Raw genomic sequence first — 13,538 nt, forward strand, 5'->3', positions numbered from 1 at the left:
CAGGTCGTCATCCGGCGGCATCGTCCCTGGGATTCTTCGGGCCGCGCACGACGATGTAGGCGAACAGCGCGCCCATGACGGCGACGCCCGCCCACATCGCCTGCTGCCAGCCGTCGACGAACGACTGCTGGGCGGCGTGGACGAGCTGCTGCCCGGGCGAGCCGCCGCCGCCCGCGACCTCGACGGCGTTGGCGATGCCCGAACGGGCGGTGTCCGCGGCGGCCTGCGGGACGCCGTGCAGCCGGTCGTCGATCGCGTCGCGGTAGCCGGCGGACACGAGCGCGCCCAGCACGGCGACGCCCAGCGCGGTGCCGAACTCGCGGGTGATGTCGTTGAGCGCGGAGGCGACGCCCTGCTTCCCCCGCGGCAGCGAGCGGGTGATGGCCTCGGTGGACGGCGTCATGGACAGGCCCAGCCCCGTGCCCATCACGAGCATGCCCGGCAGGATGGCCGGGTAGCCGCCGTCCACGGAGACGAACAGCGCCATCAGCACCAGGCCGGCTCCGGCCAGCGCGATGCCCGCGGCCGTGGTCGGGCGGGAACCGATGCGGGCGGCCACCTTGGGCGCCAGGCCGGAGGTCGCCATCATCATGAGGGCCATCGGCATCATGGCCGCCGTCGACAGCAGTCCCGACCAGCCGAGCACCGCCTGGAAGAACGGGAACAGGACCACGGCGATCCCCGCCTGGACGCCGAAGACCACCAGCAGCGTGATCGAGCCGCCGGCCAGGCCGCGCTCCCGGAACAGGCGCACGTCCAGCAGCGACGCGTCCCGGCGGTGCAGCTCCCAGGCCACGAAACCGAGGCCGGCGACGAGGCCGACGGCGAGGCCGATCAGCGTCACGGGTGCGGTCCAGCCGCGTTCGGGTCCTTCCTGGAGCGCGAAGACGAGGCCGATGACCGCGACGGTGGAGACCAGCGCGCCGAGGGTGTCGAAGGAGTGGGTCGAGCGCTCACGGGAGTCGGGCACCGATTTCAGCGCCATGCCCAGTGCCACGACGACCAGGGCCACCGGCAGCACGAACAGCCCGCGCCAGTCCGCGACGTCCACCAGGAGGGCGGAGAGGAACATGCCCAGCACGCCGCCGCCTCCCGCGACGCCGGTCCACACGCCGATCGCCTTGCCGCGCTGCCCCTCGGGGAAGGTGGAGGTGATGACGGCGAGGGTGATCGGCATGATCATCGCGGCGCCGACGCCGGCGGCCACCCGGGTCGCGATCATGATTTCGGCGGTCGGCGCCAGGCCCGCCGCGACGTTGGCGACGCCGAAGAGGCCGAGTCCGGCGACCAGCACGGGCTTGCGGCCCAGGCGGTCACCGAGCGCGCCGAGCGGCAGCAGCAGCGCGGCCAGGGCCAGGGTGTAGACGTTGATGATCCACAGCACCGTGCTCTGCGAGGCGCCGAACTCGACGGCCAGGTGGGTCTGGGCGACGTTCAGCCCGGACACCGACGCGATCACGGCCATCAGCGCGACGGAGACGGCGATCAGGATGGCGCGGAGCTGACGCGCGTCCGGTGCGCCGTGCCCACCGCCGGTGTCGGCGGTGGTCTCCTGCGCGGACTGGTTCGTACTCATGGATTCCTCTCGACAACGGCATGGGGGAGGAGCGGCAGTGCGTGCCGATCGGGCCGCTGCTTTCGGACGGTAAGCGCACTTTGCGTCGACGGCATAGCATGTTGCGTATGACGCAAGAAGAAGGCACGCTGGACGGCCTCGTGCGCAAACGCATCCGAGCCCTGCGGGTGGCCCAGGGCCTGTCCCTGGAGGAACTGGCCGTCCGCGCCCACCTCAGCCAGTCCTCGCTGAGCCGCATCGAGAACGGGCAGCGCCGCCTGGCGCTGGACCAGCTCGTCACGCTGGCCCGCGCCCTGGACACCACCCTCGATCAGCTGGTCGAGAACGCCGCCGACGACGTCGTCATCAGCCCGATGGTCCACGGCGCCCACGGTCTGAGCTGGCCGATGAAGGGCGACCCGGCCATGAGCGTCATGCGTCGGCGGCTGACCGGGCCACCGCCCGACAACCCGTCCAGGATGCGCGCCCACCCGGGTCGGGAGTGGTTCGTCGTGCTGTCCGGCACCGCGATCCTGATGCTGGGCGACCGCCGCTTCCGGATGGAGGCCAACCAGGCCGCCGAGTTCCCGACGATGATGCCGCACGCCATCGGCGCGGAGGGCCGTCCTTGCGACATCATGTTCATCTTCGACCGCGACGCCCGCCGCGGCCATCGCGAGACCGACGACCAGCGCGAGAACGGCGACGCGCAAGACGGCCGGTAGCCACACCTTGCGCGGCCCGCAGCACGCCGGGCCATTTCCTTGCGTAATGCGCAAGAGGGTGTGCTTGACGAGCATGAAGCACCTAGCGTGGGGGTATGCCGCAAACACACACCCACGAGCACGGCCACCACCAGCAACGCGGCGCGGACGACGGGCAGGCGGAGATCCTCGACCTGGACGCGGAAGTCCTCGCCGGGCACATCGCCGCCATCACCGAGTGGCTGCCCCTCAAGAGCGGCCCTCGGCGGATCGTGGACCTGGGCTCCGGCACGGGAGCGGGCACCTTCGCGCTGCTCGATCGCTTCCCCGAGGCGCACGTCACCGCCGTCGACGCCTCGCCCGGCCACCTGGCACGGCTGCGGGAGAAGGCGCGTGCCCGTGGCGTGGACGAGCAGGTGCGCACCCTGGCGGCCGACCTCGACGACGCCACCTGGCCCGACCTGGGCACGCCCGACCTCGTGTGGGCCTCGGCGTCGATGCACCACCTGGCCGACCCGGACCACGCCCTGCGGGCCGTGCGCGACCTGCTCGCGCCCGGTGGCCTGTTCGCCGTCGTCGAGCTCGCCGGCCTGCCCCGCTTCCTGCCCGAGGACGCCCCCGCCGACCGGCCGGGCCTGGAAGCCCGCCTCCACGCCGCCACCGACCGCTTCCACGCCGAGCACGTGCCCCACCGCGGCGCCGACTGGGGACCCGTGCTGACCGCCGCCGGCTTCACGGTCGAGGGCGTGCTCACGGTCGCCGTCGACCTCGACGGGTCACGCGACGCGGCGATCGGCCGCTACGCCTCGGAGGTGCTGCACCGCCTCCGCGGGGCCGTCGCCGCGGAGCTCGCGCCGGCCGACCTCGTCGCACTCGACCGGCTGCTCGACCGCGGCAGCCCGCACGGCCTCCTGCGCCGCGACGACCTCGCGCTGCGCACCGAGCGCACCGTCTGGGCGGCGCGCCGCGACTGACGGTCCATCCCGAGCGACAGCCCGGCCCCGGATCAGGCCGGGGCGTTCCAGACCACGCCGCACAGGTAGCGGTCGAGGGAGTCGTCCAAGCGTGCGCCCGGGAAGGCCCGCCGGTAGTGCGCGTGGCACTCGTCGCGCGTGGGCGGGGTGTTCCGGGTCACGTGCTCCAGCCACGTCGGGTGCAGGCGCAGGCGGAGGACGTCCAGGGCCACGGCGGGTGACCGGTGCCGCACGGCCATCATCACCGCCACCCGGAACGCCTGCGCCCGGTGCCACGATGGACCGCGCCCCGGCGGGTTCACCACGTCGATCACCACCAACCGGCCACCCGGTGCGATGAGCGACCGGACGTGCGGCAGGACGCGGCCGTAGTCGCGCACGGCGAAGAGGGTGTTCACCGCCAGCACCAGGTCGAAGCGCCCGTCCCGGTCCGGTGCCACGTCGAACAGGTCCCTGGCCTGGTAGGTGATGTTGGGCCGGGCGTTGTCGGCCTCCGCCAGGGCGATCTCGCGCGCCGCGCCGTCCACCGCCAGGACTTCCGCGTAGCGGTCCGCCAGCAGACCGCTGTACCGGCCCGAGCCGCACCCCAGGTCCAGCGCCCGCGCACCGTCGCCGACGACACCGGTCAGCCACGGCCGGTACAACAGGTCGGTGACCTCCGCGTACCGTCGGTAGCGGCGGGCCAGGATGTCGAAGTGCGCGGTCACCAGGCGATCGTCGGGTCGACGAACGCGTTGCTCACCAGGGCTTCCGCCGTCAGCCCGGCCGGGACCGCGCGGCGCTTGGCTTCCTGCAACGGCTTCAGGTCCTCGATGAGCTTCGCCACCCGGGCGGTGTCGAAGTCGCCGACGGTCGGCGTGACGCCGTCGTTGCCCAGCCCCAGCCCGCGGATCTGCTCGCCCGCGTACTCGGCCCGCGCGACGCTGTACTCGGTGCCCGCGTTGAGCTCGCGGACCATCCGCACCAACGCCTCGTTGGTCGCCTTCGGCTCCGCCGAGTAGGCGCGCGTGCTGCGCTGCAGGATCGGCACGAGCTTCGTCAGGCACGGGCTCAGCCGCTCGACCTCCGCCGACGACACCGCCAGCGTCTCCGGGTAGATCGGATAACCGCTGTCGTGCACCAGCGCGAAGTCCACCGGCCGCTTCCAGGCGTCGATCTCCCGCTCGTAGCGGTACGGCTCGTTGGTCGCGTACCCCTGCTGCGCGATCGCGCCGTCGGCCGCGACGAACCGGGCCGGCGCGCCGTCGTAGGAGCCGTCCACCTGCGCCTGCTTCAACTGTCCGCTCTGGACCAGGTAGTCCATGTAGGACGCGCCGTTGGCGTACACGACCGTGGTGTCGGTGCGGCCGATGTCGGCGATGGACGCCCAGTCCGGGTGGTGCTCCTTCGACCACATGATCATCTGCGGGCTCTTGTCCAGCGGCGCGAACACCGCCGTGGTCGGGAACGTCCCGGCCTCCTGCACCGCCTCGTCGGTGGCGATGCTGCCCAGCGTGATCGAGGGGTCCGCCGCCATCAGCGCCGACACCCGCTGGAACCCGGTCACCGGTCCGCCCGCGCGGACCTGGAGCCGCACGCCCGTGTCGCGCCCGTCGTCCAGCAACGGCCCCTCGACGGCCTTGCGCTGACCGTCCACGGTGAAACCGCTGCCCAGCAGCCGGTACAGGCCGCCGTGCTCGGCCTGCGGGAACCAGTTCATCTGCACCACGACGGTGTCGGGGCACGTCCCGCGAAGTGACTCGGCGGCGGGGGGCAACGGCTCGCCGCCCTGGCCCGCGTCGGGCGTCGCGCAGCCCGCCAGTAGCAACACCGATAGCGCGAGCAGTGATGACGCACGTCGGGCAGAGGACATGAAGCCCATCTTCGCATAGCGACGAACCAGGTCGTGCGCCGTTCTCCCGTATTGCCGTCCTTCGGATGTGAGAGTCTCCCCGGCAGGGAGGTGGCGATGGAGGGGTTGCTGGCACTGTCCGAGGTCGACGTGGCGTTCCCCGGCGGGGTGCACGCGGTGGACCGCGTCGGCTTGGACGTCCGGGCCGGCGAGATCGTCGCGCTGATGGGTCCTTCCGGGTGCGGCAAGAGCACGGTGCTGCAGGTCGCCGCCGGGTTGCGCGCGCCGACGTCGGGCACGGTCACCCGGCGCACCGACCGGGTCGGCTACGTCTTCCAGGACCCGACCCTGCTGCCGTGGCGGACCACCCGGCGCAACGTCGAGCTGTTCGGCGAGCTGGACGGCCTGGCCAAGGCCGAGCGCCGCGCCCGCGCCGACCGGGTGCTGGCGGCGGTGGGGCTGGCGGAGTTCGGCCACGTCCGGCCCGCGCGTTTGTCCGGCGGGATGCGAATGCGGGTCGCGTTGGCGCGGGCGCTGCTGGTGGAGCCGGAGCTGTTCCTGTTCGACGAGCCGTTCGCCGCGCTGGACGAGCTGACCCGGCACGAGCTGGGGGACGAGTTGCTGCGGCTGTTCGCGCGGCACGGGTTCGGGGCGTTGTTCGTCACGCACTCGGCGGGGGAGGCCGTGTACCTGGCGGACCGGGTGCTGGTGATGTCGCCCCGGCCGGGCCGGATCGTGGCCGAGGTGGCGGTGCCGTTCGGCTACCCGCGCCCGCCTGGGCTGCGGTCCAGCGGCGAGTACGCGGCGTTGGTGGGGTCGGTGTCGGAGACGTTGGTGCGGGCCTCGTGAAGATCAAGCGGGTCGCGCGGACCGTGCTGCCGCCGTTGGCGGTGTTGTTGGTGGTGCTGGGCGCGTGGACGTTCGTCAGCCACGTCGTGCTGTCGCCGCGCCGCCGGTTCCTGCTGCCGCCGGTGGACGAGGTGATCAGGGTCGGGTTCGGCGATCCCGACAACCTCGCCGAGCTGCTCGCGGCGCTGTCGCTGACCAGCCGGGTGGCGGGGTTGGGGCTGCTGATCTCGGTGGTGCTCGGCGTGGGGCTGGCCGTGCTGATGGCGCAGTCGCGGTGGCTGGAGCGCGCGGTCTACCCCTACGTCGTGGTCGTGCAGACGATCCCGGTGTTGGCGCTGGTGCCGTTGTTCGGGTTCTGGTTCGGCTTCGGGTTCTCCAGCCGGGTGCTGGTGTGCGTGCTGCTCTCGCTGTTCCCGTTGGTGGCCAACACGTTGTTCGGCATTCGGTCCGTGCCCGCGGCCCAGCACCAGCTCTTCGACCTGCACCGGGCGGGGCGGTGGACGCGGCTGTGGAAGCTCCAGCTGCCGGCCGCGCTGCCCGCGATGTTCACCGGTTTGCGGATCGCGTCGGGCGGCAGCGTCATCGGCGCCGTGGTCGGCGACTTCTTCTTCCGGCAGGGCGAGCCGGGCCTCGGCGTGCTGATCGACCAGTACCGGTCGCAGCTCGCGTCGGCCCGGATGTTCGCCGCGGTGATCCTGGCGAGCGCGCTGGGCATCGCGGTGTTCGTGGTCTTCGGCGCCCTCGCCCGCTGGGTCGTCGGCCGGTGGCACGAGTCGGCCGACGGGTGACGGCCGGCGGGTCGTGACGGGGAGGGCCGGCGGGTCGTGACGGGGAGGGTCGGCGGGGCGTGACGGGGAGGGTCGGCGGGCCGTGACGGGGGAGGGACTCCCGAGGCGGCCCGGCCGGGCGCCCGCTGCAACGGCGCGGCTTGCCGGGCACGTTCTCCGCCCACCGCCGGCGCCCCGCCGCGGCCGCCACCGCGCGACCAGCAGGCCGCCGACCAGCAGCCCCACGGTCCGGGCGGCGATCACGCACCCCCACGCCGTGCGGCCGACGGTCGCGTCGGCGACGGCGGGTCCGGGACTCGTGTAACGGGCCGGCGGGATCGCGGCAACCATGTGGTGTGAGCGAGACAATGGCAGACGCGGTGGCGGACCACGTGGAGCCACTCCAACACCCACCACCCGGGACGCGGGCCGGCGCCGCGGCCGAGTTCGAGAAGGTCTACCGGGCGAACGTCGGCATGATCACCGCCTACTTCGCGCGGCGCAGCGCCGATCCGCAGACGGTGGCCGACCTGACCGCGGACACCTTCGTCCGGGCGATCACGTCGTTCGCCACCTTCGACCCGGTCAAGGGCAGCGCCCGGGCCTGGCTGACCGGCATCGCGAGCCGGGTGTTCGCCCGGCACTGCGAGGCGCACAGCCAGCGCGCCGACAGCACGCGGCGCATCGCCGGGCAGCGGCCGCTCGACCCCGACGTGGTGGACGACCTGCTCGACCGGATCGACGCCGAGCAGGCGGCGGGCGCGCTGCTCGCCCGACTGGCCGAACTGCCCCGGCCCGACCGCGAGGTCGTGGAGCTGGTGGACCTGGACGGCCTCACCCCGAAGGAAGCCGCCGAGGCGCTGGGCGTCTCGGCGGGCGCCGTGCGCATCCGACTGTTCCGGGCCCGGGCGAAACTCCGGAAGACCACTGGGAGGCAACGATGATGGCCAAGTTCGAGGACCAGCTCTTCGAAGACCTGATGCGCAGCCACGGGTCCGAGCTGGACGCCGTGCCGGACCGGGCGGCGAGCGGGCGGCGCGGCGTCGGCCGCGCGGTGGGCATCGGCGGCACGGTGCTGGGCGTGGCGGGCGTGGTCGCGCTGACCGGTGCGTTGCTCCCCGGCGGCGCCCCCGCCGCCTACGCGGTCACCAAGGGCGCCGACGGCTCGGTGACGGTGTCGATCACCGACGTCACCGGCGTGACCGGTGCGAACGAGGAACTGCGCAGGCTGGGCGTTCGTGCGGCCGCGGTGCCGATGCGCGACGGCTGCGTCGCGCTGTCCAGCCTGCCCGTCGACACCGACAGCCACGGCACCGGGATCACGTCGTTGACGAAGGGGCCGGGCGGGCTCGGCACCGGCTCGCTGACGTTCGACGCGGACGTCATCCCGGAGGGCGACACGCTGCTGCTGGCAGCGGCGCAGTCGTCCACCAGCGTCTCCCTGGCCGTCGCGTTGGTCGTCGGCCCCGCGCCGGACTGCGTGAGCGTGTCGACGCCGCCGGCCGACGGCTCGACGGACGGCTCGACGGACGCCGAGTCGGGCCAGGAAGTCCGGCCGGGAACGCCCGCCGCGAGCTCCGTCCAGCAAGGCGGCCGTTGATCCGGCCGCTGATCCGGCCACGAACGCCCCGGGAAGCGCGCCGCCGCTGCCCGGGGCGTTCGCCGTGGATCGGGTCAGGCGCGCCAGACGGTGCCGCGCCGTTCGTACTCCAGGAAGGTCTCCACCTGCTGGGCCTGCCGCGGGCCGAGGAAGCGCTCGACCAGCCACAGCGCCACGTCCAGGCCGGAGGTGACGCCGCCGCCGGTGACCAGGTCCCCGTCGTCGACCACGCGGGCGTCGACGACGGTCGCGCCGTGCGCGGCCAGGTCCGCCTTCGCGCGGTGGTGGGTGGTCGCGTTGCGGCCCCTGGCCAGTCCCGCCGCCGCGAGCACCATGACACCGGTGCAGATCCCGACGTGCAGCACGGCGGCGTCGGCCAGGCGGCGCAGGAAGTCCCGGTCGGCCATCAGCCGGCGCACGCCGACGCCGTCCGGGTCGGTGTAGCGGCCACCGCCGGGCACCACCAGCACGTCCGCCTCGCGCGGCGACCAACCCCGGCCCACCTCGACGCGCGCACCGAAGCTGCACGTCACGGTCCCGGGCCGACCGGTGGTGACCAGCGTGGTGGTGAGCGCGCCGTCGCTCATCGCCGCGGCCAGGCCCAGCACTTCCGCCGGCGCGGCCCAGTCCTGCTCCTCCACCCCGTCGAACATCAGCACCTGCACCCGCAACGGGTTCGCCGCCGTCGGCGCTCCCGTCGCCCGTGCGCCCGGACCGGCGGTCGCGCCGACGGACAACGCCGCTGCCCGCAGGAAACCACGACGCTCCACGGTGAACCTCCCGGTTTCGTCCCCGTCCAGGAAGTCGTTCCGACCCGGCCGCGGGTTCCCGGCGCTCTTCGGGCGGCTACCGGGATCCGTCGCCGCGGACGTCGCAGCGCAGGCTCGCCGCCATCGTCGACGGGCCGAGCACGAACAGCACCAGGGGCACCAGGAGACCTCCGGCCTGGCGGATGCCGGACGCGAACTCCGAGGGCGCCACGACGATCAGCGGAACCATCAGCAGGGGGAGTGCCAGGGCGACGGCCCCGCCCACCACCGCGAGGGCCCGACCCACGGGTTGCCGCAGCATCAGCAGCACCCCGCCGGCGAGGCAGCACGCGCCTTCGACGCCCAGCACGCTCCTGAGCACGGTGCCGAAGGCGTTCGCCGGGGTGTCCGCCGCGCCCAGCGCCCCGAACGCCGCCGCCGGCGTCAACGCACCGAGCGCCAGCGCGAGGGTCACCGCGAGCGGGACTCCGCGCGTCCGGCGGCCGTGCGGCTGCGGCTGCGGTTGTGCGACCGGTCCGTACATCAACTCGTCCTCCGATCGGCCGACTCCGGCACCACGTCCAGCGGTCCCGCCACCCCGTCGGGAGCGGCTCCTCGCTCGCCGTCGTGGTGGCCCAGTCAACGCCATCCGGTGGCGGCAGGGCGTGGCCTTGGCCGCAAACGGTCACCTTGGCCGCACGTCGCCCGCCGGGTCCGGTGATCAGGTCGCCCTTGACCGGACCGCCGCCGAACCGCATTGTGGGAGCGCTCCCGTGATCCCTGCCGTCGAGAGTGGACCCCCGTGCAGAGCCAGACCAAGCGCCGCCTGTCGCCCGAAGACCTCGACGCGCTCGTGTCCGACGCCGTCGGCGTCGGGTGCCGGCTGGAGGCGGAGTTGACCGACGGCTGGTTCAACACCGCCTACCGCGTCCTGCTCGACGACGGCCGGGCCGCCGTGATCAAGATCGCGCCGTCGGCCGATGCCCCGGTCCTGCGCTACGAGCGCGGCATCCTGGGGACGGAAGCCATGGTCTACCGGCGGATCGCGGCGCTGCCCGGCGGTGGTGTGCCGACACCCGACCTGCTCCACGCGGGCAAGGAGTTCCTCGCCGTCTCCCTCCTGGAGGGCGAACCGTGGGACAAGGCGGCCAGCCGCGTGCCCCCGGCCACCCAGCGGGCGCTGCGCCGCGAGCTGGGCGCGATCACCGCCCGCCTGCACACCCTGGCACCGGAGGACGGCCGGTTCGGCTACCCGGCCGCGGCGTCCGGGCTGTCCGCGCCGGACTGGCGGACGGCCTTCACCGCCATGGTCGACGCGCTCCTCGACGACGCCGCGCGCTGGCACTCCCCGCTGGGTGCGACGCCCGCCGAGGTCCGCGCCCTGGTGGCCGAGGGCGGAGCCGCCCTCGACGAGGTCGCCGAACCGCGGCTGGTCCACTTCGACCTGTGGCCGGGTAACATCTTCGTCGACCTGCCCGGCGACGGCGACGGTGACCGGCCGCCCCGGATCGTCGGCCTCATCGACCATGAGCGGGCGTTCTGGGGTGATCCGGCGGCCGAGCTGATCTCCCTGGCCTTCGGCGGCGACGCGGGCCCCGACAGCGACCTCGTCACCGGGTACGCCGAGGCCGGCGGCGTCCTCGACTTCACGCCCGCGTTCCGGCACCGCCTGGCGCTGTACCACCTCTACCTGGGCCTGCTGCTCGTCATCGAGTGCGGCCCCCGCGGGTACGGCCCCGACCACCTCGCGTTCTGCCGCGGCTACCTGGCCGACGGCTTCGACCGGCTGCGGACGCTGGGGTGAGGCGACACCGGCGACCTGGGCGTCAGAAGCTGATCTCCCGGATCAGCGCACCTCCCGACGCGGCCGTCTCCTCGAAGAACTCGACGAGGTCCACGTAGTCGTCGCGCAGGTTGTCGATGCCGTCGTCGTCCCAGAACCGCCGCCAGGGGTAGACCTCCTGCGCACTCAACTCCCGCGGGTCGTAGTGGGTCGCCAACACCTCGAACGGCGTCGCCCTCAGCGTGGTGGCGGCCTCGGCGACCATGTGGTCGGTCCACCCCGAGAGGGTGCTCTCCTCGTCGATGACGAAGCCGTCCTCGTTCAGCTCGATCGCCACCCCGGCCGCGTCCAACAGGAACTGGATGCCCGCCCACGACTTCTCCAGGGAGTAGTAGGGCAGGTCCTCCTCCAAGTGCTCCAGCGCCCATTCCGGATCCTCGATCGCCCGGTCCAGTTCCGCCGGGCTGACCCGGGTGAACGCCAGTGTCGTGCTCATGTGCCCGCCGTTTCCGCGTTGATCTTGTGGGGCCACCAACCTGCACAGGATCTTCGGCGCCGTCAATCGGTCGATCGACCGACACGGCCGCGGACCCGTGCCGCCGGCCGCGGGTGTGGTGGTTCCCGGTGCTCCGGCGTCAGCGGTTCGCCGGCGTGTAGGTCAGCTGTCCGTCGGCGGGCAGCAGGTAGCCGTTCCAGCGCTGTTCGGGCACCTCGCCGCCGAGTTCGGCCGCGGTGACGAGGTCGACCTCGAAGCCGATCAGTCCGAGCCGGAAGTCGACCTGTCGGAACACCTCCTCCGCCACACCGGCCAGCCACGCGTCCAGCGGAGCACGCCAGGCCTGCGACCGCGGCTCACCGTCCGGTCCGAACGGGAAGCCGCCGACGCGCCGGTCCACTCGGGCCAGCGCGCCGAGCGGGAGGTACCACGTCACCCAGTCCTCGGCCTCGTCGAAGCGGGTGGCGAGGCAGCCGCACACGACCGAGCCGACCGGCGTGCGCGCGATGCCGCGCAGGTGGCCGAACTCGTCGAGCGACGCCACGGTGACGGGTACCGCGACCTGGTCGGCCGGTTCCCGGTCCCGGTGGCCGTAGCCGTCGGTGGCGGCGGCTGCTCCCCACAGCGCGGTCAACGCGCGTTGAAGGCGTTCGTCGTCGTGGTCGCCGACCTCCAACGACAGCTCGTAGAAGCCGCCGGTCCAGTTCTCCGCGTCGGTGAACGCCATCGGGTCGTGCACCGCCGCAGTGTGCCAAAGGGTGACGCGCTCGTCGTGCGCTTTCTTCCCCGCGGTACCGCCGATCGGACCAGGGCCGCCGAGCGGATGCCCGGGCGGCAAGACCGCGGCTGGATGTTGTGCGGAAGTCGCGGTACGTTTGGGAGCGCTCCCAGAATGTGTCTTCCACCCTGCACGAGGAGCCGAAAACATGTTGCGACGGCGTTGTCGCCCGGCCACCTTGATGGCCGGCCTGCTCGTCCTGGCCCTGTCCGCGTCCCTGCTGCCGTCGGTGTTGGTGAGCGGCAGCGCCGCGGCCGGCAGATCCGACACCCGTGCGGCGCCGCTCACGGAGCTGACCGTGGCGTCCGAACAAGTGGCGTCCGGCCTGCGGCGCCCCATCGCGATCACCGGTCTGCCGGACGGCCGGATGCTGATCGCGGAGAAAGAGGGCACCGTCCGCGCGTACCACCCCGACACCGGCCTCGCGGCCGCACCGGTGCTCGACCTGACCTCCCGGATCGACGCGTCGGACAACGAGCGCGGGCTCCTCGGCATCACGCCCGCGCCGAACTTCGCCCGGACCGGGATCCTCTACGTGGCGTACACGAGCCTGCCTGCGGGCGAGCTGACCCTGGCGCGAGTGCCCATCGGCGCTCCTGAACGCGTGCAGGTGCTGCTCACCCAGGAGCACGCCGAGTACGGCAACCACAACGGCGGCCAGGTGGCGTTCGGCCGCGACGGCTACCTCTACTGGTCCCTCGGCGACGGCGGCGGCGCGTACGACCCGTTCAAGTCCGGTCAGGACCTCGGCACCCTGCTCGGGAAGATCGTGCGGATCGACGTCAACCGCACCTGCGGGCCGAAGCCGTACTGCGTGCCCACCAACAACCCGTTCGTCCGCGTGGCGGGCGCGCGGCCGGAGATCTGGCTCTACGGGCTGCGCAACGCGTGGCGGTTCTCCGTCGACCCGGTCGACGGCTCGCTGTGGATCGGTGACGTCGGCCAGGGCCTGGTCGAGGAGGTCAACCACATCCGCCCGTGGCAGGGCGGGGCGAACCTCGGCTGGTCGTGCAAGGAGGGCACCCCGGTGTTCGACCCGCAGCAGTGCAAGCCGGGCGGGCGGTACACCGATCCGGTCTTCGAGTACGACCACTACAACGACAACTGCTCGGTGACGGGCGGTGTGGTGTACCGCGGGTCCCGGACGCCGGAGGCGTGGGGGACCTACGTCGCGGCCGACTACTGCTCGACCCGGGTGTACGCCGTGCGTCCGAAGTTCGACGGCACCTACGAGTCCGCCGCGATCGGCCACCTCCCCACCCAACCGTCGGCGATCGCCACCGACGCCAAGGGTGAGCTGTACTCGCTCAGCGACCTCCCGGGGGGCCTGAACCGAGTGCGGTTCGAGCGGGTCCAGCCGGCCGCGGGCAGCGGGGTCGCGAACCGCTGACGCGTCCGCAAGACCTCCGGGGACGGCCGCGACCGCGCGGCCGTCCCCGGCTCGTTCCGGTG

15 protein-coding genes are annotated in these 13,538 nt (G+C 73.1%); 8 read left to right on the forward strand and 7 right to left on the reverse strand.

All coding sequences use genetic code 11. The features are described from left to right. Positions 1-7 precede the first annotated feature (7 nt). Positions 8-1,576, reverse strand: coding sequence for an MFS transporter (locus AB0I91_RS24390; RefSeq protein ID WP_499638973.1), 1,569 nt, complete (start codon positions 1,574-1,576; stop codon positions 8-10). 107 nt (positions 1,577-1,683) lie between these two features. Between AB0I91_RS24390 and AB0I91_RS24395 the strand changes: the two genes are divergently transcribed. Continuing rightward, a complete protein-coding gene (locus AB0I91_RS24395; RefSeq protein ID WP_499615564.1) occupies positions 1,684-2,280 on the forward strand; it encodes a helix-turn-helix domain-containing protein in 597 nt (198 codons plus the stop codon). A 95-nt stretch (positions 2,281-2,375) separates the two neighbouring features. After that, positions 2,376-3,233 carry a class I SAM-dependent methyltransferase gene (locus AB0I91_RS24400; RefSeq protein ID WP_498777346.1) on the forward strand — a complete coding sequence of 286 codons (858 nt, stop codon included), beginning with the start codon at positions 2,376-2,378 and terminating at the stop codon, positions 3,231-3,233. A 32-nt stretch (positions 3,234-3,265) separates the two neighbouring features. On the opposite strand, the gene AB0I91_RS24405 is transcribed toward AB0I91_RS24400, so the two are convergent. Together AB0I91_RS24405 and AB0I91_RS24410 are read right to left on the reverse strand one after the other, a co-directional pair. Further along, positions 3,266-3,940, reverse strand: a complete 675-nt coding sequence (locus AB0I91_RS24405; protein ID WP_499615561.1) for a class I SAM-dependent methyltransferase — start codon at positions 3,938-3,940, stop codon at positions 3,266-3,268. After that, the gene (locus AB0I91_RS24410) at positions 3,937-5,085 is read right to left on the reverse strand and encodes an ABC transporter substrate-binding protein (RefSeq protein WP_498777352.1); all 1,149 of its coding nucleotides are present in this window, start codon (positions 5,083-5,085) and stop codon (positions 3,937-3,939) included. The genes AB0I91_RS24405 and AB0I91_RS24410 overlap by 4 nt, the downstream gene beginning before the upstream one ends. Before the next feature lie 96 nt (positions 5,086-5,181). Here AB0I91_RS24410 and AB0I91_RS24415 point away from each other — a divergent pair, with 96 nt between their 5' ends. The 4 genes from AB0I91_RS24415 to AB0I91_RS24430 all read left to right on the forward strand — a co-directional run bounded on the left by AB0I91_RS24415 (position 5,182) and on the right by AB0I91_RS24430 (position 8,280). Beyond that, on the forward strand, positions 5,182-5,913 hold the full coding sequence (locus AB0I91_RS24415) for an ABC transporter ATP-binding protein (RefSeq protein WP_498777354.1): 732 nt from the start codon (positions 5,182-5,184) through the stop codon (positions 5,911-5,913). Then, positions 5,910-6,701 carry an ABC transporter permease gene (locus AB0I91_RS24420; protein WP_499638976.1) on the forward strand — a complete coding sequence of 264 codons (792 nt, stop codon included), beginning with the start codon at positions 5,910-5,912 and terminating at the stop codon, positions 6,699-6,701. Before AB0I91_RS24415 ends, AB0I91_RS24420 begins: the two co-directional genes overlap by 4 nt. A 371-nt stretch (positions 6,702-7,072) precedes the next feature. Beyond that, a complete protein-coding gene (locus AB0I91_RS24425) occupies positions 7,073-7,624 on the forward strand; it encodes an RNA polymerase sigma factor (protein WP_498777358.1) in 552 nt (183 codons plus the stop codon). Beyond that, positions 7,621-8,280: a hypothetical protein gene (locus tag AB0I91_RS24430; protein WP_498777360.1), complete on the forward strand. Its 660-nt coding sequence runs from the start codon at positions 7,621-7,623 to the stop codon at positions 8,278-8,280. Before AB0I91_RS24425 ends, AB0I91_RS24430 begins: the two co-directional genes overlap by 4 nt. A gap of 74 nt (positions 8,281-8,354) precedes the next feature. On the opposite strand, the gene AB0I91_RS24435 is transcribed toward AB0I91_RS24430, so the two are convergent. Next, on the reverse strand, positions 8,355-9,050 hold the full coding sequence (locus AB0I91_RS24435; protein ID WP_499638978.1) for a DJ-1/PfpI family protein: 696 nt from the start codon (positions 9,048-9,050) through the stop codon (positions 8,355-8,357). A gap of 76 nt (positions 9,051-9,126) precedes the next feature. Then, positions 9,127-9,573 carry a hypothetical protein gene (locus AB0I91_RS24440; RefSeq protein WP_498777364.1) on the reverse strand — a complete coding sequence of 149 codons (447 nt, stop codon included), beginning with the start codon at positions 9,571-9,573 and terminating at the stop codon, positions 9,127-9,129. Between the two features lie 258 nt (positions 9,574-9,831). Between AB0I91_RS24440 and AB0I91_RS24445 the strand changes: the two genes are divergently transcribed. Then, entirely contained in the window at positions 9,832-10,833 is a 1,002-nt protein-coding gene (locus AB0I91_RS24445) for a phosphotransferase family protein (protein ID WP_499638980.1), read from the forward strand. A gap of 22 nt (positions 10,834-10,855) precedes the next feature. Here the strand turns inward: AB0I91_RS24445 and AB0I91_RS24450 are convergent, their stop codons facing one another. After that, on the reverse strand, positions 10,856-11,308 hold the full coding sequence (locus tag AB0I91_RS24450; RefSeq protein WP_498777368.1) for a DUF1877 family protein: 453 nt from the start codon (positions 11,306-11,308) through the stop codon (positions 10,856-10,858). Positions 11,309-11,447: 139 nt separating this feature from the next. Continuing rightward, complete coding sequence (locus AB0I91_RS24455) at positions 11,448-12,047, reverse strand: hypothetical protein (RefSeq protein WP_498777370.1); 600 nt, start codon at positions 12,045-12,047, stop codon at positions 11,448-11,450. A 187-nt stretch (positions 12,048-12,234) separates the two neighbouring features. On the opposite strand from AB0I91_RS24455, the gene AB0I91_RS24460 reads away from it, so the two are divergent. Further along, a complete protein-coding gene (locus tag AB0I91_RS24460; protein ID WP_499638982.1) occupies positions 12,235-13,476 on the forward strand; it encodes a PQQ-dependent sugar dehydrogenase in 1,242 nt (413 codons plus the stop codon). Positions 13,477-13,538: the final 62 nt, after the last annotated feature.

The organism is Actinosynnema sp. NPDC049800 (genome assembly GCF_040656635.1).
In the GTDB taxonomy this organism is placed as follows: Bacteria; Actinomycetota; Actinomycetes; order Mycobacteriales; family Pseudonocardiaceae; genus Actinosynnema.

Excerpts from the sequence above, each read along its gene's own strand:
- AB0I91_RS24390 (WP_499638973.1), bottom strand. The coding sequence starts at position 1,576 with ATGAGTACGAACCAGTCCGCGCAGGAGACCACCGCCGACACCGGCGGT.
- AB0I91_RS24395 (WP_499615564.1), top strand. The coding sequence starts at position 1,684 with ATGACGCAAGAAGAAGGCACGCTGGACGGCCTCGTGCGCAAACGCATC.
- AB0I91_RS24400 (WP_498777346.1), top strand. The coding sequence starts at position 2,376 with ATGCCGCAAACACACACCCACGAGCACGGCCACCACCAGCAACGCGGC.
- AB0I91_RS24410 (WP_498777352.1), bottom strand. The coding sequence starts at position 5,085 with ATGTCCTCTGCCCGACGTGCGTCATCACTGCTCGCGCTATCGGTGTTG.
- AB0I91_RS24415 (WP_498777354.1), top strand. The coding sequence starts at position 5,182 with ATGGAGGGGTTGCTGGCACTGTCCGAGGTCGACGTGGCGTTCCCCGGC.
- AB0I91_RS24430 (WP_498777360.1), top strand. The coding sequence starts at position 7,621 with ATGATGGCCAAGTTCGAGGACCAGCTCTTCGAAGACCTGATGCGCAGC.
- AB0I91_RS24440 (WP_498777364.1), bottom strand. The coding sequence starts at position 9,573 with ATGTACGGACCGGTCGCACAACCGCAGCCGCAGCCGCACGGCCGCCGG.
- AB0I91_RS24450 (WP_498777368.1), bottom strand. The coding sequence starts at position 11,308 with ATGAGCACGACACTGGCGTTCACCCGGGTCAGCCCGGCGGAACTGGAC.
- AB0I91_RS24460 (WP_499638982.1), top strand. The coding sequence starts at position 12,235 with ATGTTGCGACGGCGTTGTCGCCCGGCCACCTTGATGGCCGGCCTGCTC.